Raw genomic sequence first — 20,079 nt, forward strand, 5'->3', positions numbered from 1 at the left:
TGCCGAGGGTGCGCAGGGCGGGGCGGGACATGGCGGGAATTCCTTGCAAAGACGAGCCTTACGGCGGTGCCGGGATCAGCGGAGCTGCGAGGCCTGCTGCATCATCTCGTCGGTGGTCTTGATGACCTTGGAGTTCATCTCGTAGGCGCGCTGGGCGGAGATCAGGGTGGTGATCTCCTGCACGATGTTGACGTTGGAGGTTTCCAGCGCGCCCTGCACCACGCGGCCGAAGCCGGGAGCGCCGGGGTTGCCGCCGACCGCCTCGCCCGACGCGCCGGTCTGCAGGAACAGATTGTCGCCGACGGCTTCCAGGCCGGCCGCGTTGGCGAAGGTGGCGAGCTGGAGCTGGCCGACATTCTGCTGGGCCACCTGGCCGTCCAGCTTCACCATCACCTCGCCCGAGGCGTTGATGGCGACGTCCACGGCTTCCGCCGGGATGGTGATCGCCGGTTGCACCGGATAGCCGTCGGCGGTGACGATGATGCCCTCCGGCGACAGCTTGAAATTGCCGGCGCGGGTGTAGGCCGTGTCGCCGCTGGGCAGCTGCACCTGGAAATAGCCGGAGCCGTTGATGGCGACGTCCAGCTTGTTGTCGGTGACGGTCAGGTTGCCCTGCTCCAGCACGCGGGCCACCGCGGCGACGCGCACGCCGGCGCCCACCTGCACGCCGGTCGGCACGATGGTGCCGGCGTCCGACGAGGTGGAGCCGATGCGGCGGAAGTTCTGGTACAGCAGGTCCTGGAATTCGGCCCGCTGCTTCTTGAAGCCGGTCGTCGTCGCGTTGGCGATGTTGTTCGAGATGGTTTCGACGTTCAGCTGCTGGGCGATCATGCCGGTGGCGCCGATAGCGAGGCTGCGCATGGTCCTTACTCCTTAAACGCGGTCGATCAGGCCGTGCGGCCCAGCTTCTGGATGGCGCTGCGGATGCGCTCGTGCTCGTTCTCGATCAGCTTCTGGTTCGACTGGTACTGGCGCTGGATCTCGATCAGCGCCGTCATCTCGACCACCGGCTTCACGTTCGAATTCTCTAGCATTCCCTGTGCCACCTTCGTGTCGGCGGGGGCCGCCTGCGGCTCCTCGTCGCTGACGTAGAGGCCGGCCCCGACCTCGGTCATCAGCTGCTCGTTGCGGAAGGTGACGATGTTCAGCCGGCCCACCTGGCCCAGCTCGGTGGAGACGGTGCCGTCGCCGGACACCATGATGTCCCGGGTGCCGTTCGGGATGGCCAGCGGCTGGCCGTTGTCGCCGAGGACCGGCAGGCCGCCGCCGTCGACGATCTGGCGCTGGTCGTTCAGGCGGAAGTTGCCGGCGCGGGTGTAGCGGGGGCCGCTCGCCGTATCGACCGTGAAGTAGCCGTGGCCGGTCAGCGCCAGATCCAGCGAATTGCCGGTCTGCATCATCCCGCCGGCCGAGAGGTCGCGCACCACGGCGCGGTCCTGCACGAAGCTGACCTGCTCGTGCATGCCGGGACGCTCCAGGAACTCCGTGAACAGCATGCGCTGCTGCTTGAAGCCCGTGGTGTTCATGTTCGCGATGTTGTTCGAGATCACGTCCAACTGGCGGCGCAGGGTCATCTGGCGCGACAGGGACACGTAGATCGGGTTTTCCATCGGCGACCTCTTTCCATTCGGGCCGGGGGATCGTCCCGACCGGCGCAAATGGCAATGCACGGCGCGTGCCAGCGCCGGGGAGAGCCGGAAAGACGGCGATGACCGGCGTCGCCGCCGTTTGGGAAGCGCCTGCCGGGCAAGAACTGCCGGTGGGATGGCAAGGGCTGCCGCCCGCCGCCGGGCAAAAGCGTCCCGTTGCCGCGGCGCCGACGGCGCGCGGGTTCATAGGGCCTCGTCCGCCGGAAGCGGGCGGACAGGCGGCGGCAAACGGGGCGGAGCAGGGTGGTTCGGGCGTGGTTCGGGCGTTCGCTCCTCGGTTGACGGGGTTCTCCGGCGATGCCCCAATCAAGAACCGTGCCGCGGCCTGAGGTTGCGCGTCTGTCACAGCCCCGGACCCTGTCTGAAAGGCTTTGTTAACTATCCGAAAGATAGGGTTGCTGGGCTGGCAAGGCCACGCTCCGCCACCGCTCGCGCTTAGGATTCCATGACCGCGCACGCTGAAGACGACGTCCCGACCGATGGCCTGCCGCGCAAGAAATTCAGCGGCAAGAAGCTGGTCCTGTTCGTCATCCTGCCGCTGGTGCTGCTGATCGGTGCCGGGGCGGGCGTGTATTTCAGCGGCCTGCTCGACTCGCTGCTCGGCAAGAAGGAGGAGCATGCGGAGGTGCCGGCGGAGCCGGCGCAGCCCGACCCCCACGCGGCCCCGGTCTTCTATGACCTGCCGGACATGCTGGTGAACCTGAACAGCAGCGGCAAGCGTCCGGCCTTCCTGAAGATCAAGATCTCGATCCAGCTTGCCAAGGGCGAGGACATACCGGCGATCGAGCATGTGCTGCCGCGCATCATCGACAACTTCCAGGTCTATCTGCGCGAATTGCGGCTGGAGGACTTGAAGGGGTCGGCGGGCATGTACCGCCTGCGCCAGGAGCTGCTGATGCGGATCACCGCCTCCGCCCATCCGGTGAAGGTCAAGGACGTTCTGTTCAAGGAAATGCTGGTCCAGTAGGGGCGGCGGAAACGGGCCATGAGCAACACCGAGGAACTGAGCGAAGAAGAACGCCTTGCCGCCGAATGGGCCGCCCTCGCCGAAGACGGCGGCGACATGGGCGAGATGGCGGACATGGGCGGCGGCGGGTCGACCCGCGTCCTCAACCAGGACGAGATCGACAGCCTGCTCGGCTTCGACCAGGGCGGGGCCGGCGACGGCGACAACTCCGGCATCATGGCGCTGGTCAACTCGGCGCTGGTCAACTACGAACGCCTGCCCATGCTGGAGGTGGTCTTCGACCGCCTCGTCCGCATGATGTCCACCAGCTTGCGCAACTTCACCTCCGACAACGTCGAGGTCAGCCTCGACCAGATCTCCTCGGTGCGCTTCGGCGACTATCTGAACTCGATCCCGCTGCCGGCCATGCTGTCCGTCTTCAAGGCGGAGGAGTGGGACAACTACGGCCTGATGGTCGTGGACTCGGCGCTGATCTACTCCATCGTGGACGTGCTGCTGGGCGGACGGCGCGGCACCGCGGCGATGCGCATCGAGGGCCGCCCCTACACGACCATCGAGCGCAACCTCGTGGAGCGCATGGTCCATGTGGTGCTGTCCGACCTGTCCGCCGCCTTCGACCCGCTGTCGCCCGTCACCTTCCGCTTCGACCGGCTGGAGACCAACCCGCGCTTCGCGACCATCGCGCGCCCGGCCAACGCGGCGGTGCTGGTCAAGCTGCGCATCGACATGGAGGATCGCGGCGGCCGCCTGGAACTGATGATCCCCTACGCGACTCTGGAGCCGGTGCGCGAGCTTCTGCTCCAGATGTTCATGGGTGAGAAGTTCGGCCGCGACTCGATCTGGGAAACCCACCTCGCCTCGGAGCTGCTGGTCACCGACGTGGACATCTCCGCGGTGCTGGACGAGGTGACGATGACCCTTCACGACGTGCTGAACTGGCGCGTCGGCACGCGAATCCTTCTGAACGCCACGCCGGACGGCACCATCGAGCTGCGCTGCGGCGACGTTTCCATGTTCCAAGGCCGCATGGGCCGCAAGGGCGGGCACATCGCCGTGCGGATCGAGCGGGAGCTGCCCAAGCAGGAGGTCATGCGGCTATGAGCCCGACCCTCACGCTCGTCCTCGATCTGGTGATGGTGGGGCTGCTCGCCGCGACCATCGCCTACGCGATCATCCTCAACCGGCAGATCATCAAGCTGCGCGAGAGCCGCGGCGAGATGGCCGAGCTGGTGCGCGGCCTGAACGAGGCCATGTCGCGCGCCGAAACCGGCGTGCGCGGTCTGAAGAAGACGGCCCACGAAACCGGCGACGACCTGCAGCGCACGGTCGCCAAGGCGCAGACACTGCGCGACGAGCTGGAATTCATGATCGAGGCCGCCGACGCCATGGCCAACCGGCTTGGCAACGTCGGCGGGGAGCGTCCGAAGGCGGGCCCGGCGGCGCGTCCGGCGGCGCGCCCCGGCCTGTCCGCCCGTCCGCCCGTCGCGTCACGCCCGGCCGTCGCTCCGCGCCCGATCGTCGAGGACGATCTCGGTCACGACGATCACGATCACGACGACCATGATCTCCACGGCCACGATCTCCACGACGACGGTCCCATCGGCCACGACGATCACGACGATCTGCCGCCGCTGCGCTCCGCCGCCTTCCGGAGCGAGCCGCTGCGCGCCGATCCATTGCGCGCCGATCCGCTGCGGGTCGATGCCCTGTCGCGGCGCCCGGCGCCGGCGTCCGATCCCATTGTGCGCGAGGGCGAGAGCCTGTCCCGCGCCGAACGTGAACTTCTGCAAGCCATCGAGAACGCCGGCAAGGGGGTCGGATGAGCGACGCCACCACCACGAAGGGCGCGACCGCCGATGTCGGCGGGGAGCCCAAGGTCGTGATCCGGCCGGCCGGGTCCACTCCGACCGGTGTCCGCACCAGCCAGAGCGTTGCCGGTCAGCCACCGGCCCGGGGTGCCGCGCAAGCTGCGGCCCAAACCGCCGCCAAAGCGAAGCCGAAGGCCAAGGTGAAAACCAAGGCCAAGCGCAAGCCCGCCGTTCCGCGTCGCCCTCTGTCGGAGCGGATGCGCGAGAAGATGAAGGCGTGGCGGTTCCGCATCCTGCCCCTGACCATCTTCGTCGCCGTCCTGATGCTGGGGGTGCGCGTCGGCGACCTGTGGCGGATCACCACCCGCGACGCCCGCCTGCCGGAGTTCCCGGCGACCCTGGCCCAGGGGCAGAGCGCCGTTCCGGCGGCGCCGATGCAACTCGCCGCCAACGGCGCCAAGCCCTCGCCAGAACCGGCCCAGGGCGGGTCCAGCAACGGCACGCCGCCCAACCCGACGCCGCCGGACAACGCCGCCCTCGGCCCGGTGAAGAACGAGGAGCTTCTCCAGCATTTCGCCGAGCGCCGCGCCGAGATCGAGCGCCGCACCAAGGACCTGGAGCAGCGCGAAGCCCTGCTGACCGCCGCCGAGAAGCGCATCGACCAGAAGGTGCAGGAGATGGAGAAGGTCCGCACCGACATCCAGAAGCTGATGCGCCAGGGCGACGAGAAGCAGACCGCTCAGCTCGAAAGCCTCGTGAAGATCTACGAGACGATGAAGCCCAAGGAAGCCGCCCGCATCTTCGAGGAGCTCGACATGCCCGTGCTGCTGGGGGTGGTGGAGAAGATGAAGGAAACCAAGACGGCGCCGATTCTGGCCGCGATGGACCCGCTGAAGGCCAAGGAACTGACCTCTGCGCTCATCGAGCGGCGCGGTGTGCCCGCGGCAGCGAAGAACTGAATACGTTCTTTGGTTGAGTTGTTGGCGGGGTGGGTATGACCGTGCGGTTGGTCATACCCGTCGGCCGCGCCGCACCTACTGAATATAAGTACACGAACTGTCAGGAAGGTAGACAGTCCGCGACGGTCGGCTTCGATCCATGTTGGCTCCGGCGTGTTCGGGCAACGCAAGTTTGCCCAACAGCAAGAAGGAAGGAGACAAGATGAACGACCAGAACCAGGGCCGTAGCTCGGGCGGTCAGCACTCCGGCGGCAACTTCAAGAACGACCCGGAGCGCGCTTCCGAAGCCGGTCACAAGGGCGGCCAAGCGTCTGGCGGCAACTTCAAGAACGACCCGGAGCGCGCTTCCGAAGCCGGTCACAAGGGCGGCCAGGCGTCTGGCGGCAACTTCAAGAACGATCCGGAGCGTGCGTCGGAAGCCGGTCACAAGGGTGGTCAGGCCTCTGGCGGCAATTTCAAGAACGACCCGGAGCGTGCGTCGGAGGCGGGCCGCAAGGGCGGCGAACACAGTCATGGCGGCGGGCGGAGCAGCGGGAGCTGACTGCCGGACCCCTGTCATTCCTGACGGATTCACCGCCGGCTTAGCCTAACGGAACAGTTGGCCTGCGCCACGGTGAAGAAGGGCCGCCTTTCGAGGCGGCCCTTTGTCCGTCTGTGGGCTCCAATTGAAACAAATTGCCGCAGCTCTCTTTAAAGTTCGACAATGGCGAGCTCTGGTTGGAAACGTGCGGGCACAGAACAACGCTTCCGCATTGTTTCCGTTTGGGCGATTCCGTCCGATCTTTGCGTTGCGACGTTTCACGCGCTTAACGGCGTGTTAACCGAGCGAATTTAGGGTTGGAAAGGCTGACGAGGCTCCGAGTCGGCGGCGGCCGTGCGAGGGCGCGAGGTTTGGGTCGAACCCGCTTCGGGCGCCTGCGTCCGGGCCGGCCGACGCACCCGATCGCACGCAGGCCGGACAAGACCACGGAACGCTCACATCGGAACGCACATGGCCCCGCCCGTTTCCTCCTCGCTCGCCGACCAGAAGCTCCTGCGCCAGCAGCTCGACGCCGCCCATGCCGAAGCGGCCCAGCCGCTGAGCCGCGAGGAGGTGACCGACATCGTCCGCTCCATCCTCGGCAGCATGGACGGCGACATCTCCGCCACCGACCTGCGCCTCTACAAGGAGGTGGTCGACCTCGCCCGCTTCATCGAGAGCGCCAAGCAGGAGCTGGCGGCGCTCCAGCCCGCGGAAATCCGCGACCAACACATCCCCAACGCCACCGATGAGTTGGACGCCGTCGTCGGCGCGACGGAGCAGGCCACCTTCGCCATCTTCGACGCCTGCGACGTCATCACCGGCATCTCCGGCCAGATCGACCCGGAGAACTCCGCGAAGCTGACCGAGCAGGTGACCAAGATCTTCGAGGCCTGCAACTTCCAGGACATCACCGGCCAGCGCATCTCCAAGGTCGTGCGCACGCTCAAGCACATCGAATCGAAGGTGGACATGATCGTCGCGGCCTTCGGCGACGAGGTGCGGCAGAACCACACCCGCCCCGCCGCGGTCGCCGCGGCCGAGGTTCACACCGATCCGGCGCCGAACTTTGCCACCGACCGTCCTGCGGACGACCCGGAGGCCGGTCTGCTGCACGGGCCGCAGATGACCAGCGCCGCCATGGACCAGGACGAGATCGACCGCCTGCTGGCGAGTTTCGACTAACCCCATGGCTGCGCCCGGCCACAGGAAGCCGGACCTGTCGGGCAGCCGGCCGAACCCGAACAACGGAAGCATCGTGCTTCTGCTGTCGCTGTTCCTGCTGCTGCTCGTCTTCTTCATCGTTCTGAACGCCCAGTCCGTGCAGACCGCCCAGCGGGTGCGCACGGTGCTGGTGTCGCTGGAGCGCAGCTTCCCCGCCTTCTACATCGACCCCCGCCTGCGCGAGCCGGCCGACCCGCTGGCCTCGCGCGCCGGCACCGTCTTCGCCGTGCAGCGGCTGGACGGTCTGGGCAATCTGTTCGCCACCGCCATCGCCGTGGCGAAGGTGGACAGCGTCACGCCGGGCCGCCTGCTGGAGGTGCGCCTGCCCGCCGACGAGCTGTTCCTGCCCGGCACCGCGGACCTCCGCCCGGACCGCATCGGGCTGATCGACCGGGTGGCCGACGCGCTGTTGCAGAACCGGCCCGGCGAGCGGATCGAGTTGGACGCGCTTTTGTCCATCGGCCCGGCGGGTGCTCCCAGCCAGCCGCCCGGCCCGGTGGTGCGGGCGGGCGCGCTGGCCCGGCTGCTGATCGCTGACGGGGCGCCGGCGGACGCGGTGACGGTGGGCATCGAGCGCGGGGCGCCGGGCGCCGTCCGCCTGCTGTTCAGCCTGCGCGCCATGGACGACGCGCCGGGGGGAGGGCGCCGATGATCCGCCTGCCCAAACTGCCCAAGGCCGAGGAGAAGAGCGGCGGCCACAACCGGACGATCTGGCTGATCAGCTTCACCGACCTGATGTCGCTGCTGCTGGCCTTCTTCGTCCTGATGTATTCGATGAGCGAGCCGGAGGCGCAGCGCTGGACCGGGCTGGTCAAGTCGCTGTCGTCGGCCCGCTCCACCGCGGTCACCCCCTCCGCGACGCCGCCCGAGCCGAAGGCCGCTTTCAACGCCGCCACGGTGGAGTCATATTCGGCGATCAATCTGGATTATCTCAGCGCCCTGCTTCGTACCCAGACCGCGGCCAACGAGGATCTGGCGGCGGTGGAGGTGCGGCGGGAGGACGACCGCGTGGTGATCGGCCTGCCGGCCCATGTCATGTTCGACCCGACCGGCGGCAGCTTCACCGACCAGGGGCGGCGGGTGCTGTATCTGCTGGGCGCGGCGGTGGGCCGGATCGGCAACCGGATCGAGGTGGTCGGCCACGCCGAGCGGGAGGACCAGTCCGCGGGGCTGGCTTGGGAACGCGCCCTGACGCGCGCGGTTGCCGTTGCGGCGCTGTTGCGCGAAACGGGCTACAAGCGCGACCTCGTGGCGCGCAGCCTGATGAGCGAGGCGCCCGGCATCGACCCGGTGCCCGGCGGGGCGCGGGTCGATGTGGTGGTGCGCGAGGAGACGGCGGGGCCGCCGGTGTCCGGGGCGGCCACCGATGCGGAGCCGGAGGAGTGAAACGGATGGGGCGGGGCAGGGCATACCGGCGCTGGCTGAGCGGCTTCGTGGCCGCCACGGCTCTGCTCGCCGCCATCCCGGCTGCCTGGGCCGTCGACGTTCCGGTGCGCGCCGCCACCCACAAGACCTTCGGCCGCATGGTTTTCGACTGGCCGCGCCAGACCGGCTACAGCGCGTCGGTGGAGGGCAACACGCTGGTCGTCCGCTTCGACGAGCCGATCAACGCCGCGCTGGATCGCACCGTGGCGGCCTTGCCCGGCTATCTGTCCGGAGTGCGGATCGGCGGCGACGGCAAGACGGTGACTTTCGATCTGAAGCGGCCGGTGACGTTGAAGAGCTTCCGCAACGGCAACGCCGTGGCGCTCGACCTGACCCCCGCCGCCGAGGCGCCGGCCCAAGCCCCGGCCCAGACCGCCAAAGCGGAGGCGCCGGCCGCCCCCGCCGCTCCGGCCGCACCCGCCCCGGCGCGCTCCGCGGGTCGGGTGGCGGTCAGCGCGGCCGACACGCCGGAACGAAGCCGCCTGTCCTTCACCTGGCCGGAGGGCGCCGACTACACGCTGCGCCGCGACGGCGCGTCGGCCACGCTGCTGTTCGACCGCAACGGCACCGCCGATCTGGCGCCGGTGGCCAGGATGGCCCTGCGCAACATCCAGAACGTGGAGCAGTTCCGGCAGGCCAACGGCGCGCTGGCGGTGACCTTCGCCGTGCCGCAGGACGCCGAGATCAAGGACAGCAAGTCCGGCCGCTCCGTGGTGATCGACGTGCAGAATCCGGGCACGCGCGCCGGTCTGCCGACGGGCGACGCCGCGAGTGCCGCCCCGCCACCCGGCGCCACCACGACCACCGTGCGACCTCCTTCGGCCGAAGCCGCAGCGCCACCGCCTGCGGCGACACCCCCGGCCGCCGCCAAGCCGGCTGCGGCGCCTCCTCCGGCGAAGGAGGTCGCGGCGGCCCCGGCATCCTCAAAGCCCGAAGCCGCCAAGCCCGAAGCTGCCAAGCCCGATCCGGCGAAAGCCGAACCGCAGGGCCCGACGCTGGTCTTCGACGCGGGTGGTCCGGCGTCCATCGCCGTCTATCCGCGCGCCGGCCATCTCTACATCGTGTTCGACAAGCCCCTGCCCATCGGTGCCGGAAAGGCCATCGGCGGCGGAACCGGGACGGTCGGCGCGATCGAGCCGGTGCCGGCGACCGGGGGCAGCGCCTTCCGCACCAGGATCGGCCCGCTGGTCTGGCCGAAGATCGAACGGCAGGGGACGAGCTGGAAAATCACGCCGACCAGCCGCCTGACCGGCACGCCGCCCTTCGAGCTGAAGATCGACCCGGAGCCGGATTTCCTGCTCGGCGCCCGTCTGCTGGTGCGCGCCGCGGACGCGGCGACCGTGGTGACGCTGTCCGACCCCGACGTCGGCGACCGCCTCCAGGTCGTGCCGCTGCCGGTTCCCGGCAACGCCATTCCCGAATCGCACCGTTACGCCGATCTTGAGTTGCTGCCCAGCTACCAGGGCGTCGTCGTGCGGCCCATCGCCGACGCCATCACCGTGCGTCCGGTCAAGGAAGGGGTGGAGGTGACCGCGGCGGGCGGCCTTCACCTGTCGCCCATGGCCGATGCCGGAAACCGCCCGGCCGCGTCGCAGACGGCGTCGCTGCCGCCGAGGCCGTCGCCCGGCGGCGCCTCGAACACGCTGACGCCCCCCACCGATCCGAAGCCGGTGCCTTCCGGGCGTCGCCTGTTCGACCTGCCGGCCTGGAAGAAGGGCGACCTCGACCACTACACCGAGGCGCGCCAGAATCTTCAGCTCAACATCGTCAACGCGCCGGATTCCGAACGGCCCCGCGCCCAGCTCGACCTCGCCCGCTTCTATCTGGCGAACGGCTTCGGGCAGGAGGCCATCGGCATGATGGATGTGTTGCAGGAGGCCCAGCCCGACCTGGAAGGCTGGCCGGAATTCCGTGCCCTGCGCGGGGCGGCGCGCTTCCTGGCGGGAAACACCGACGCCGCGGCGGAGGATTTCGCCCATCCGAACCTCGCCAACAACGGCGAGGCCGCGCTGTGGCGCGCCGCCATCGCGGCGGACCGCAACGACTGGCCGGCGGCCCAGGCCGGCTTCAAGGCGGCGGCGCCGATCCTCAACTCCTACCCCGACCCGATCCTGACCAAGCTGGCAATCCGGGCCGCCGAGGCCGCGCTGAAGACCGGCGACGCGCCCTTCGCCAAGCGGCTGCTCGACCGCATCGTCGAGCGCGGCGGGACGGACGCGGAGGAGCGGCCCGACGTCCAGTATCTCCGCGGCCTCTACTACGCCCAGACCAACGAGCCGGAGCGGGCGCTGGAGCAGCTGACGGCCTCCTACAACAGCCTCGACCGCTATTACCGGGCCAAGGCCGGGCTGGCGCTGGTGAACCTGCAACTGGCGGAAGGCCGCATGTCGCCGCCCGCCGCGGCGGAGCAACTGGCCGGGCTGACCTTCACGTGGCGCGGCGACGAGCTGGAGATGCAGATCCGCCAGCGCATGGGCGAGGTGCTGATCGCCGCCGGCCAGTACGCCGACGGTTTCAACGCCATGAAGGAGACAGCCGCCCTGGTCGCCGACACGCCGCGGGCCGAGGAGATCACCCGCGAGATGTCGCGCATCTTCGCCGACCTTTACAAGGACGGGGCGCAGAAGCTGCCGACCATCGAAGCGCTCCAGCTCTACGACCAGTTCCGCGAGCTGACCCCGGTGGGGGAGGCGGGCGACGAGGTGATCCGGCAGCTCGCCGAGCGGCTGATCTCTGTGGACCTGCTGAACCGCGCCGCCGACCTGCTGCAGCATCAGGTGGAATACCGCCTGTCCGGGGAGGACAAGGCGCGCGTCGGCACCCGGCTCGCCTCCGTCCGGCTGCTCGACAACAAGCCGGAGGACGCGCTGCGCGCGCTGGAACTGTCCAACGTGCCGAACCTGCCGGCCGATCTGGTGGGCGAGCGCCGCCTGATGCAGGCCAAGGCGCTGGCCGAACTGGGCCGCGGCGACGAGGCGCTGCTGCTGCTCTCCGAGGACGACAGCAAGCCGGCCAACTCGCTGCGGGTGGACATCGCGTGGCGCGCCCAGAAATGGGAGGCCGCGGCCTTCGCCCTGAACAAGCTGATCGGCGCGCCGCCGCCGCCGACCCAGCCGATCAACCCGGCGACCTCGCAGCTCGTCCTGAACCGGGCGGTGGCGCTGGCGCTGGCCGGGGACGGCACGAACCTGAACCTGCTGCGCAAGGAGTTCGGCTCGGCGATGACCAACGGTCCCGACGCCGACGCCTTCCGCGTGCTGACCCGGCCGGAGCAGGCGCTGGGCCTGATCGATGTCAACACCGTGCGATCCCGCGTCGCCGAGGTGGACGTGTTCCAGAAGTTCCTGAAGAACTACCGCGGCAAGCAGAGCGCGGCGATCAACTAGGTCTTTCTCCGGATTCGACCGGAGCGGGAAGTTGTGTTCGGGTTTTGCATCGGAATACACGCTTTCGAGGGGATTCGGTAATGGATCGCGAAGCGGAGATCCTGTCGAAGCTGGACCAGATCATCGCTACTCAACGGATCGACGGGGAGCGTCAGCACGCTATGGAGGGCGACCTCCGCGAGTTGAAGGGACAGATGTCCATCATGCTGACGTGGCTGCAATCCATGGATCAACGTTTTTCGGCGCTGATGGCGCCGGTCAATCCGCCGCGCAAGCCTGCGGCCTGACCTTGCTCTCTCCCGAAAAAGCCCCTTTCCATCGGAAAGGGGCCTTTTTGTTGGCACGGCGGTAGGCCGTCAGAGCTGGACCTGGGTGCCCAGCTCGACCACGCGGTTCGGCGGGATCTTGAAGAAGTCGGTGGCGCTGACCGCGGTGCGCGACATCACGACGAACAGCTTCTCCCGCCACTGGGCCATCTGCGGGTTGATGCGGGGGATCAGCGTCTCGCGGCCGAGGAAGAAGGAGGTCGTCATCACGTCGAACTCCAGCCCGAACGCCTTGCACAGCCGCAGCGCCTTGGGGATGTTCGGCTCCTGCGAGAAGCCGTAGCGCACCGTCAGGCGGTAGAAGCCGTCGGCCAGCCCTTCCAGGACGACGCGCTCCTTGGCCGGAACGCGGGGCACGTCCTCGACCATCACGGTCAGGAAGACGATGCGCTCGTGCATCACCTGATTGTGCTTCAGGTTGTGCAGCAGGGCGATGGGCACCGTGTCGGCGCTGGAGGTCAGGAAGATCGCGGTTCCCTTCACCCGCTGGATGTCGGAGGACTTGGCGTGCCGCTTGATGAAGCCGTCCAGCGGCAGGGAGTCCTCGGCCAGACGGCGGTTCAGGACGGCGCGGCCGCGGCGCCACGTCGACATCAACCCCAGCGTCACCGCGGCGATGACCAGCGGCACCCAGCCGCCGTGCGGGATCTTCACCGCGTTGGCCAGGAACAGCGCCAGATCGACGCTGAGGAACAGGGCGCCCAGCGCCAGACAGGCCGGAAGGCTCCAGTTCCAGCGGCGGTGCGCCACGACCAGCGCCAGGATGGTGGTGATGACCATGTCGCCGGTCACCGCGATGCCGTAGGCGGTCGCCAGCCGGCTGGAGGATTCGAACCAGACGACCAGACCGATGACCGCGAACAGCAGGCCCCAGTTGGCGCGCGGGATGTAGATCTGCCCGCCTTCCTCCTGCGAGGTGTGGCGGATGTCCAGCCGCGGGCACAGGCCGAGCTGCACGGCCTGCCGGGTCAGCGAGAAGACGCCGGAGATCACCGCCTGGCTGGCGATCACCGCCGCGCAGGTCGACAGCAGGATCATCGGATAGAGGCCCCACTCCGGCACCAGCAGGTAGAAGGGGCTGCGCACCGCCGCGGGATCGCTCAGCAGCAGGGCGCACTGGCCGAGATAGTTCAGCAGCAGCGCGGGCAGCACCACGGCCAGCCACGCCACCTTGATGGGGCGGCGGCCGAAATGCCCCATGTCGGCGTAGAGCGCCTCGCCCCCGGTGACGGCCAGAACGACGGCGCCCAGCACCAGGAAGCCGATCCAACCGTTCGAGGCGAAGAAATGCACGGCGTGGCGCGGGTCGAGCGCCGCGAGGACCTGCGGCTCCTTGACCAGCTCGATCAGGCCGAGCAGGCCCAGCGTGGCGAACCACGCGACCATGATCGGACCGAACAGCCGCCCCACCTTCTCGGTGCCGCGGCTCTGGATTCCGAACAGGGCGATCAGGATGCCCACGGTCACCGGCACGACGACCCGCTCCAGCGCCGGCTGCGCCACCTCCAGCCCCTCCACCGCGGAGAGGACGGAGATGGCCGGAGTGATCATGCCGTCGCCGTAGAACAGGGCGGCGCCGAACAGGCCCATCGCCATCAGGCCGGACAGCCGCCCGGTGGAGTCGGGCCGGCTGTTGGTCGCCAGCGCCAGCAGGGCCAGGATGCCGCCCTCGCCCTTGTTGTCGGCCCGCATGACGAACAGCACGTATTTCACCGTGACCACGAGCACCAGCGCCCAGAAGACCATGGACATGATGCCGAGGATGTTCTGCGGGGTCAGGGCGAGCCCATGCTCCGGCGAAAAGCATTCGCGCAGCGTGTAGAGCGGGCTGGTGCCGATGTCGCCGTAAACGACGCCAAGCGCACCGAGGGTGAGCGCGGCCAGCCTGCCCTTGTCGGGTGCCGCGGCTTTCAGGGTCGTGTCTGACATGTGGGACGTGGAGGGGGTCCGTTGGGAGGCCGAGCGGAGGACGAAGAAGCCACAAGCTGCGGGTACGGCGGCGGTCGGTGCGCTCGCGCGGGCCGATCCTCTTACGCTTATTCCGGACCCAATACTAGCGGAAGCCGAGGCGCCCGTCCGCAGGCCGTTTCGCCTGCGACGATCTGTGCCGGGCGCCACCACCTCCCTTTGAACAATGCGCCTACAGCGTGCCGAAACTGCGGGCCAGCGACCCGGCGATCAGGTACCAGCCGTCGACCAGCACGAAGAAGATGATCTTGAACGGAATCGCCACCATGGTGGGCGGCAGCATCATCATGCCCATCGACATCAGGATCGACGACACCACCATGTCGATGATCAGGAAGGGCAGGAACAGCAGGAAGCCGATCTCGAAGGCCCGCTTGATCTCCGAGATCATGAAGGCGGGGACCAGCACGTGCAGCGGGGTCTGCTCGGCGTCCGTCACGTTCTCGATGCGCGCCATGTCCATGAACAGGCGCAGGTCCTTCTCGCTGGTGTGCTTCAGCATGAACTCGCGCAGCGGGGCGACCGTGCGGCGGAACGCCTCCGTCTCGTCGATGTCCTGGTTGATCAGCGGCTGGATGCCCTGGTTGTAGGACCGCTCGAACACCGGGGCCATGACGAAGAAGGTCAGGAAGACCGCCAGCGACATCAGCACCGTGTTCGGCGGCACCTGCTGGATGCCCAGCGCCGAGCGCAGGAAGGACAGGACAATGACGATGCGCGTGAAGGCCGTCATCATGATGAGGATCGACGGTGCCAGCGACAGCACGGTGATCAGCGCGACCATCTGAACGATGCGCCCGGTGGTCGATCCCCCGGCGTCGCCCAGGTCGAAGGTCATGCTCTGCGCCAGCGCCGGCCCGGCGGCCAGCGCGCCGGCGATGCCGATGGCCAGGGCCAGCAGGCCGGCGAGCGCCAGCCGTCCCGTCACGCCGGTGCCGGTCTTCATGACCGGTCTCCGGTGGACGGCAGTGCGGCGGACGGCAGGGCGGCGGACGGCGGGGCTGATGCCTCGGCCAGCGCGCCTTGGAAGCCGCCGCGCGGCGTCTGGTCGACCACTTGGTCGCCGAAAGCGCTCAGCAGCAGCAGATGCTCGCGGTCGTCACGGCGGACCAGCACCAGCCGGCGCTTGCCGTCGAGCGGAAGCACCTCGACGACGCCCAACCGGCGCTGGCGTCCCGACGTGGCGGTCATGCCGCCGAAACCGATGCGGCGCATCACCCAGGCCACCAGCACGATCAGCGCGATGACGAAGGCGAGGGCGAGAACGAATTGGATGTACTGGTCGAGGCCCATGGATCAGGTCAGCTCTGTCGGGACGGCGTGGCCGGCGGGTCGGGCGGAAGGTCGCCCGGCGCGGCGGGAGCGCCGCGGCCGTAAGCGGCGCTGGCGCGCTGGCGCGCCGAATGGGGATCGTGGCGCCCTTCGGCGGCGGCGGCCAGAGTCTCCCTCTGGCGGGTCAGCGCCGCCGCGACGGCGTCCAGCGTGGGGAGCAGGCGTTCCAGGGCGGCGGCCAGTTCGGCGTCGCCGCCGGCGGACTGCGCCTCGGCGCACAGTGCGGCGACACGGGTGTCGAGTCCGGTGAGGTCCGCCGTCAGTCCGGCTTCCATCTGGTCGCGGGTCTCCTCCAGCGCGGCGGCCAGCGCCTGGATGTCCCGGCGGAGCGTCGCGGTTTCTGTCACGGAGCCTCTCCGGTGGCCGGTTCCGCAGAAGGCGGCAGCGTGCCGTTGGCGCGGTAGACGTAGGCGAGGATTTCGGCCACGGCGGCGATGGCCTCGATGGGGATTTCCGAGTCGATGTCCACCGCCGACAGGATCTGCACGAGGTCGGCGTCCTCGCGCACCTTCACGCCGTTGGCGAAGGCCAGCTCCAGGATCTGTTCGGCCACATGGCCCTTGCCGGTGGCGACCACGCGGGGCAGGGACTGGTCGCCCAACTCATACTTCAGCGCGACCGCGACGGGGCGGTTGGGAAGAGGGCGGTGGTTGGGAGTCGGCTCGGACAAGGGGCTCCTGCCGGATGGCCTGTGTCGATGGGCGTATCCTGGCGGAACATGCTTAACGAAGCATGAAGCTCAAGCGTGGCGGGAAGGGCGGGGCGATGCCGTGGGCGCGATTCATCTTTGATTAACTGAAACGGCGGAAGATCGGAATGCTGTGATGCATCCCGCCCGCCTTGCTGCGCGCCTTCGCGCGTCCGGGCGGCAGGCCCTCAGACCGGAACCCGGCGATGAATCTCGAGAATCTCGGCCTCTTCAAGCTGATGTCGCGCAAGATGGGCTGGCTGACCGAACGCCAGAACGTGATTGCGGCGAACATCGCCAACGCCGACACGCCGGATTACAAGGGCCGGGACCTGAAGCCCTTCACTTTCCGCGACGCCTTGTCCGACAGCCGCCGCCTCCAGCCCGCCGCCACCAACGCCTCGCACCTCCAGGGGACGCGCGGCGCCGGCGGGCTGAACCAGGAGCAGCGCCAGCGCAACCCCTACGAGACGGCGCCGGACGGCAACAACGTGGTCCTGGAAGAGCAGATGCTGAAGCAGGGCCAGACCGGCATGGACTACCAGACGATCACGAACCTCTACAAGAAGCAGGTCAACCTGATCCGCTCCTCCATCCGCAGCGGCGGCTAAGGGGCGGCGGGGTTCGGGCGAAGGAGGCGGAACATGGATCTCTACACGTCGATGGCGGTGTCCGCGTCCGGCATGAAGGCACAGGGCACGCGCCTGAAGACCATCGCGGAAAATCTGGCCAACGCCAACACCACGGCGGAAACGCCGGGCGATCTGCCCTACCGGCGCAAGGTCGTGATGTTCCAGAACGCCCTGGACCGCCAGATGGGGGTCGATCTCGTCCGCGTCGCCAAGATCGACGTGGACAAGAAGGACTTCGAGCGGCGCTACGACCCTTCGCACCCCTCCGCGGACGCCGACGGCTACGTGCTGCTGCCCAACGTCAATTCGGTGGTCGAGGCGATGGACATGCGCGAGGCGCAGCGCTCCTACGAGGCCAACCTGTCGGCGGTGGACAGCGCCCGCCAGATGCTGATGCGCACCATCGACATCCTCCGCGCCTGACGCAGCGACGTTTTTTTGAAGGAAGGACGCACGTCCCATGATCAACCCGATCAACGCCGCCGCGGCCTATGCGAACACGGCCGCCTCAACGACCGGGCCGGGCATGGCCCCGCGCAACGGCGTCAGCTTCGGCGACGTTCTGGAGCAGACCGCCAAGGAGGTCATCGGCGACCTGAAGCAGGGCGAGACGATGACCGCCAAGGCCGCCGTCGGGCAGGCCGATCTGACCGATGTCGTCCAGGCCGTCACCAACGCCGAGGTGACGCTGCAGACCGTCACCGCCGTGCGCGACAAGGTGCTGTCGGCCTACCAGGAAATCCTGCGCATGCCGATCTGACGACGGCTTGCGGATTCCTGAGAAGAAGCGCCCCGGGCGAAGCATCATGAACGAAACCGACGTCATCGAGATCTGCCGCACCTCCATCGTCACGCTGGTGTTCGTGGTGGCGCCGGTGCTGGTCGCCATGATGGTGCTCGGCACGATCATCTCGGTGTTCCAGGCGGTCACCCAGATCAGCGAGCAGACGCTGGCCATGGTGCCGAAGGTGCTGCTGGTCTTCGGTCTGTCGATCCTGCTGATGCCCTTCATGCTGGGTGAGCTGCGCTCTTTCTTCGAGCATGAGGTCGCCGACCGCATCGTCGCCATCGGCACCGGCGTGAACAGTGTCCCCAACGCCGGAAACCTGCCCGGCGGCGGCGGATGAACCTGCTTCAGCAGTTTCTGGGCGACCAGATCTTCCTCTGGTTGCTGGTCTTCGCGCGTGTCGGGACGGCCTTCAGCATCATGCCGACCATCGGCGACGCTTTTGTGTCCACCCGCACGCGCCTTCTTTTTTCCGTCGCGGTCAGCGTTCTGGTGGCGCCGGTGCTGGGCGACCGCATGCCGCCGATGCCCGACAACATCTTCCGCCTGTTCGTCCTGATGGCCGGGGAGGTGACCGTCGGCATCTTCATGGGCACCGTCGCCCGCCTGCTGATGGGCGCCTTGGAGGTGGCCGGGACGATCATCGCGCTGCAGTCCGGCCTGTCGAACGCCCAGATGTTCAACCCGGCCATGGCGTCGCAGGGATCGCTGCCCGGCGCCCTGATGGGGTGGCTCGGGCTGCTGCTGATCTTCATCACGAACCTGCACCATCTGCTGATCATGGCGGTGGTGGACAGCTATTCCACCTTCGCGCCGGGGGCGGCGATCCCCATCGACGACATGGCGAACGTGGTCGGGCAGCTGGTCGGCAAGTCCTTCATGCTGGGCGTGCAGATGGCGGCGCCGTTCCTGATCTCCGGGATGCTGTTCGCGCTGGCGTTGGGGCTTCTGAACAAGTTGGCGCCGCAGATCCAGGTGTTCTTCCTGTTCACGTCGCTCCAGGTCGCGCTGGGGTTGTTCATGTTCGCCCTGACGCTCGCCGCGATGATGATGTTCTGGCTGACTCATTTCGAGGCTGCGTTCGTCGATTTCCTGAGACCGGGCTGAGCGGGGAGAGATCCGGTGTCCGAAGACGCGGATGAATCATCCAAAACAGAAGACCCTACGCAAAAGAAGCTCGAAGAGGCCCACAAGCAGGGCCAATACGCGATGACCCAGGAAATCGGCAACTGGCTGATGATCGCCGCGGCGCTGGTGATCCTGGTCACGATCCTGCCCGGAACGCTGAAGGGCATGGTGCCCCGCCTGAATTTCTTCTTCGAGAACCTGGACCAGATCCCCATGGACCAGGGCGGCGTCGGCGCGGTGCTGATGCGGGTGATGAAGGACATCCTGTGGGCGCTGTGGCTGCCGATCCTGTTCCTGCTGTTCGCCGGTGTGATCGGCACCATCGGGCAGAAGGGCTTCAACGTCTCCTGGGAACTGATCGCGCCGAAGTTCGAAAAGCTGAATCCGATTTCCGGAATCGCCAACATGTTCAGCGCCCAGAAGGGCATCGATCTTCTGAAGAGTCTGGCGAAGGTCGCGGTGGTCGGGGTCGTCGCCTACATCGCGCTCCAGCCGATGATGCTCACCATCGGGCACTTCATCGGCATCGACATGATGCTGCTGCTCCGCGAGATGGACGGGCTGACCTTCCGGCTGCTGGCCGGCGTGCTGGCCATCCTGACCCTGATCGCCGGGGCCGACCTGTTCTGGCAGCGCCACAGCTTCGACAAGAAGATGCGCATGACCAAGCAGGAGGTGAAGGACGAGCACAAGCAGGCCGAAGGCGACCCGCATGTGAAGGGCCGCATCCGCCAATTGCGGTTCGAGCGGGCGCGCAAGCGCATGATGGCGGCGGTGCCCGGCGCCGACGTGGTGGTGACCAACCCGACCCACTTTGCCGTCGCGCTGAAATACGATTCCACCACCATGGGTGCCCCGATGGTGGTGGCGAAGGGCGCCGACGCCGTCGCCTTCAAGATCCGTGAGATTGCCGAGGAAAACGGCGTACCGGTGATGGAGAATCCGCCCCTCGCCCGTGCGCTCTATGCCGCATGCGATATCGACGAGGAGGTTCCGTCCGAGCACTATCGCGCGGTGGCGGAAGTCATTACCTATGTCTTCAAGCTGAAAGGACGCGCGGTGCGGAACTGAGGACCGTTTCCGGACCTTTCCTTGCGGCGAACGGCTGACCTGGAGTTCCGGTGGACGATACGACCTCTTCCTTTGCCGAAAGCGCTCCCGCAGGCCACCGCCCCGATGGTGCCGCGGGGGTGGGAGAACGGCCCGGCGGCGGCTTCGCCACCCCCGTTCTGGCGGGCCTTCTTCTGGGCGGGCTGGTCGCCGCCGGGGCTGGGGGGGGT

Annotated in this window: 23 protein-coding genes; 16 read left to right on the forward strand and 7 right to left on the reverse strand. The window is 68.0% G+C overall.

From position 1 onward, the window contains the following. Positions 1–75 precede the first annotated feature (75 nt). Both flgG and flgF read right to left on the reverse strand, forming a co-directional pair. Positions 76–861, reverse strand: a complete 786-nt coding sequence (flgG, locus tag GBZ26_RS14215) for a flagellar basal-body rod protein FlgG (RefSeq protein WP_035675001.1) — start codon at positions 859–861, stop codon at positions 76–78. A 26-nt stretch (positions 862–887) separates the two neighbouring features. Next, positions 888–1,610, reverse strand: coding sequence for a flagellar basal-body rod protein FlgF (gene flgF / locus GBZ26_RS14220; protein WP_174439396.1), 723 nt, complete (start codon positions 1,608–1,610; stop codon positions 888–890). A gap of 484 nt (positions 1,611–2,094) precedes the next feature. On the opposite strand from flgF, the gene GBZ26_RS14225 reads away from it, so the two are divergent. The 10 genes from GBZ26_RS14225 (at position 2,095) to GBZ26_RS14270 (ending at position 12,225) form a co-directional block, all read left to right on the forward strand. Continuing rightward, a complete protein-coding gene (locus GBZ26_RS14225) occupies positions 2,095–2,616 on the forward strand; it encodes a flagellar basal body-associated FliL family protein (protein ID WP_035674997.1) in 522 nt (173 codons plus the stop codon). An 18-nt stretch (positions 2,617–2,634) separates the two neighbouring features. Beyond that, a complete protein-coding gene (fliM, locus tag GBZ26_RS14230) occupies positions 2,635–3,717 on the forward strand; it encodes a flagellar motor switch protein FliM (RefSeq protein WP_014240985.1) in 1,083 nt (360 codons plus the stop codon). Next, the gene (locus GBZ26_RS14235) at positions 3,714–4,439 is read left to right on the forward strand and encodes a DUF6468 domain-containing protein (RefSeq protein WP_174439397.1); all 726 of its coding nucleotides are present in this window, start codon (positions 3,714–3,716) and stop codon (positions 4,437–4,439) included. The genes fliM and GBZ26_RS14235 overlap by 4 nt, the downstream gene beginning before the upstream one ends. Then, positions 4,436–5,383: a MotE family protein gene (locus tag GBZ26_RS14240; RefSeq protein ID WP_174439398.1), complete on the forward strand. Its 948-nt coding sequence runs from the start codon at positions 4,436–4,438 to the stop codon at positions 5,381–5,383. The genes GBZ26_RS14235 and GBZ26_RS14240 overlap by 4 nt, the downstream gene beginning before the upstream one ends. Positions 5,384–5,585: 202 nt before the next feature. Beyond that, entirely contained in the window at positions 5,586–5,924 is a 339-nt protein-coding gene (locus GBZ26_RS30870) for a KGG domain-containing protein (RefSeq protein ID WP_174439399.1), read from the forward strand. A 450-nt stretch (positions 5,925–6,374) separates the two neighbouring features. Further along, the gene (locus GBZ26_RS14250) at positions 6,375–7,088 is read left to right on the forward strand and encodes a protein phosphatase CheZ (protein ID WP_174439400.1); all 714 of its coding nucleotides are present in this window, start codon (positions 6,375–6,377) and stop codon (positions 7,086–7,088) included. Positions 7,089–7,092: 4 nt separating this feature from the next. Next, positions 7,093–7,779 carry a hypothetical protein gene (locus GBZ26_RS14255; protein ID WP_246653636.1) on the forward strand — a complete coding sequence of 229 codons (687 nt, stop codon included), beginning with the start codon at positions 7,093–7,095 and terminating at the stop codon, positions 7,777–7,779. Continuing rightward, complete coding sequence (locus GBZ26_RS14260) at positions 7,776–8,513, forward strand: flagellar motor protein MotB (protein WP_174439401.1); 738 nt, start codon at positions 7,776–7,778, stop codon at positions 8,511–8,513. Before GBZ26_RS14255 ends, GBZ26_RS14260 begins: the two co-directional genes overlap by 4 nt. A gap of 5 nt (positions 8,514–8,518) precedes the next feature. Beyond that, positions 8,519–11,938 carry a tetratricopeptide repeat protein gene (locus GBZ26_RS14265; protein ID WP_174439402.1) on the forward strand — a complete coding sequence of 1,140 codons (3,420 nt, stop codon included), beginning with the start codon at positions 8,519–8,521 and terminating at the stop codon, positions 11,936–11,938. A gap of 80 nt (positions 11,939–12,018) precedes the next feature. Beyond that, entirely contained in the window at positions 12,019–12,225 is a 207-nt protein-coding gene (locus GBZ26_RS14270; RefSeq protein ID WP_174439403.1) for a hypothetical protein, read from the forward strand. Positions 12,226–12,294: 69 nt separating this feature from the next. On the opposite strand, the gene GBZ26_RS14275 is transcribed toward GBZ26_RS14270, so the two are convergent. The 5 genes from GBZ26_RS14275 to GBZ26_RS14295 all read right to left on the reverse strand — a co-directional run bounded on the left by GBZ26_RS14275 (position 12,295) and on the right by GBZ26_RS14295 (position 16,234). Then, positions 12,295–14,193, reverse strand: coding sequence for a potassium transporter Kup (locus GBZ26_RS14275; protein ID WP_174439404.1), 1,899 nt, complete (start codon positions 14,191–14,193; stop codon positions 12,295–12,297). A gap of 211 nt (positions 14,194–14,404) precedes the next feature. Then, complete coding sequence (gene fliP, locus GBZ26_RS14280; RefSeq protein ID WP_174439405.1) at positions 14,405–15,178, reverse strand: flagellar type III secretion system pore protein FliP; 774 nt, start codon at positions 15,176–15,178, stop codon at positions 14,405–14,407. After that, positions 15,175–15,525, reverse strand: a complete 351-nt coding sequence (locus GBZ26_RS14285; RefSeq protein ID WP_174439406.1) for a FliO/MopB family protein — start codon at positions 15,523–15,525, stop codon at positions 15,175–15,177. The genes fliP and GBZ26_RS14285 overlap by 4 nt, the downstream gene beginning before the upstream one ends. Positions 15,526–15,533: 8 nt before the next feature. Further along, a complete protein-coding gene (locus GBZ26_RS14290; protein ID WP_174439407.1) occupies positions 15,534–15,911 on the reverse strand; it encodes a hypothetical protein in 378 nt (125 codons plus the stop codon). Next, complete coding sequence (locus tag GBZ26_RS14295; protein WP_014240972.1) at positions 15,908–16,234, reverse strand: EscU/YscU/HrcU family type III secretion system export apparatus switch protein; 327 nt, start codon at positions 16,232–16,234, stop codon at positions 15,908–15,910. Before GBZ26_RS14295 ends, GBZ26_RS14290 begins: the two co-directional genes overlap by 4 nt. Before the next feature lie 224 nt (positions 16,235–16,458). On the opposite strand from GBZ26_RS14295, the gene flgB reads away from it, so the two are divergent. From flgB to flhB, 6 genes are read left to right on the forward strand one after another with little or no spacing between them, the layout of a single operon-like run. Continuing rightward, entirely contained in the window at positions 16,459–16,863 is a 405-nt protein-coding gene (flgB, locus tag GBZ26_RS14300) for a flagellar basal body rod protein FlgB (RefSeq protein WP_174439408.1), read from the forward strand. A 33-nt stretch (positions 16,864–16,896) separates the two neighbouring features. Further along, on the forward strand, positions 16,897–17,307 hold the full coding sequence (flgC, locus tag GBZ26_RS14305) for a flagellar basal body rod protein FlgC (RefSeq protein ID WP_109070595.1): 411 nt from the start codon (positions 16,897–16,899) through the stop codon (positions 17,305–17,307). Between the two features lie 37 nt (positions 17,308–17,344). Next, complete coding sequence (gene fliE / locus GBZ26_RS14310; RefSeq protein WP_174439409.1) at positions 17,345–17,644, forward strand: flagellar hook-basal body complex protein FliE; 300 nt, start codon at positions 17,345–17,347, stop codon at positions 17,642–17,644. 46 nt (positions 17,645–17,690) lie between these two features. Next, on the forward strand, positions 17,691–18,011 hold the full coding sequence (locus GBZ26_RS14315; protein WP_174439410.1) for a flagellar biosynthetic protein FliQ: 321 nt from the start codon (positions 17,691–17,693) through the stop codon (positions 18,009–18,011). Further along, positions 18,008–18,778: a flagellar biosynthetic protein FliR gene (fliR, locus tag GBZ26_RS14320; RefSeq protein WP_174439411.1), complete on the forward strand. Its 771-nt coding sequence runs from the start codon at positions 18,008–18,010 to the stop codon at positions 18,776–18,778. The genes GBZ26_RS14315 and fliR overlap by 4 nt, the downstream gene beginning before the upstream one ends. Before the next feature lie 15 nt (positions 18,779–18,793). Then, the gene (gene flhB, locus GBZ26_RS14325) at positions 18,794–19,870 is read left to right on the forward strand and encodes a flagellar biosynthesis protein FlhB (RefSeq protein WP_174439412.1); all 1,077 of its coding nucleotides are present in this window, start codon (positions 18,794–18,796) and stop codon (positions 19,868–19,870) included. Positions 19,871–20,079: the final 209 nt, after the last annotated feature.

Origin of the sequence: Azospirillum formosense, assembly GCF_013340925.1 — a bacterium.
In the GTDB taxonomy this organism is placed as follows: Bacteria; Pseudomonadota; Alphaproteobacteria; order Azospirillales; family Azospirillaceae; genus Azospirillum; species Azospirillum formosense.

Coding starts and splice junctions, on each gene's coding strand:
- flgG (WP_035675001.1), bottom strand. CDS start 861: ATGCGCAGCCTCGCTATCGGCGCCACCGGCATGATCGCCCAGCAGCTG.
- flgF (WP_174439396.1), bottom strand. CDS start 1,610: ATGGAAAACCCGATCTACGTGTCCCTGTCGCGCCAGATGACCCTGCGC.
- GBZ26_RS14225 (WP_035674997.1), top strand. CDS start 2,095: ATGACCGCGCACGCTGAAGACGACGTCCCGACCGATGGCCTGCCGCGC.
- fliM (WP_014240985.1), top strand. CDS start 2,635: ATGAGCAACACCGAGGAACTGAGCGAAGAAGAACGCCTTGCCGCCGAA.
- GBZ26_RS14235 (WP_174439397.1), top strand. CDS start 3,714: ATGAGCCCGACCCTCACGCTCGTCCTCGATCTGGTGATGGTGGGGCTG.
- GBZ26_RS14240 (WP_174439398.1), top strand. CDS start 4,436: ATGAGCGACGCCACCACCACGAAGGGCGCGACCGCCGATGTCGGCGGG.
- GBZ26_RS30870 (WP_174439399.1), top strand. CDS start 5,586: ATGAACGACCAGAACCAGGGCCGTAGCTCGGGCGGTCAGCACTCCGGC.
- GBZ26_RS14250 (WP_174439400.1), top strand. CDS start 6,375: ATGGCCCCGCCCGTTTCCTCCTCGCTCGCCGACCAGAAGCTCCTGCGC.
- GBZ26_RS14255 (WP_246653636.1), top strand. CDS start 7,093: ATGGCTGCGCCCGGCCACAGGAAGCCGGACCTGTCGGGCAGCCGGCCG.
- GBZ26_RS14260 (WP_174439401.1), top strand. CDS start 7,776: ATGATCCGCCTGCCCAAACTGCCCAAGGCCGAGGAGAAGAGCGGCGGC.
- GBZ26_RS14265 (WP_174439402.1), top strand. CDS start 8,519: ATGGGGCGGGGCAGGGCATACCGGCGCTGGCTGAGCGGCTTCGTGGCC.
- GBZ26_RS14270 (WP_174439403.1), top strand. CDS start 12,019: ATGGATCGCGAAGCGGAGATCCTGTCGAAGCTGGACCAGATCATCGCT.
- GBZ26_RS14275 (WP_174439404.1), bottom strand. CDS start 14,193: ATGTCAGACACGACCCTGAAAGCCGCGGCACCCGACAAGGGCAGGCTG.
- fliP (WP_174439405.1), bottom strand. CDS start 15,178: ATGAAGACCGGCACCGGCGTGACGGGACGGCTGGCGCTCGCCGGCCTG.
- GBZ26_RS14285 (WP_174439406.1), bottom strand. CDS start 15,525: ATGGGCCTCGACCAGTACATCCAATTCGTTCTCGCCCTCGCCTTCGTC.
- flgB (WP_174439408.1), top strand. CDS start 16,459: ATGAATCTCGAGAATCTCGGCCTCTTCAAGCTGATGTCGCGCAAGATG.
- flgC (WP_109070595.1), top strand. CDS start 16,897: ATGGATCTCTACACGTCGATGGCGGTGTCCGCGTCCGGCATGAAGGCA.
- fliE (WP_174439409.1), top strand. CDS start 17,345: ATGATCAACCCGATCAACGCCGCCGCGGCCTATGCGAACACGGCCGCC.
- GBZ26_RS14315 (WP_174439410.1), top strand. CDS start 17,691: ATGAACGAAACCGACGTCATCGAGATCTGCCGCACCTCCATCGTCACG.
- fliR (WP_174439411.1), top strand. CDS start 18,008: ATGAACCTGCTTCAGCAGTTTCTGGGCGACCAGATCTTCCTCTGGTTG.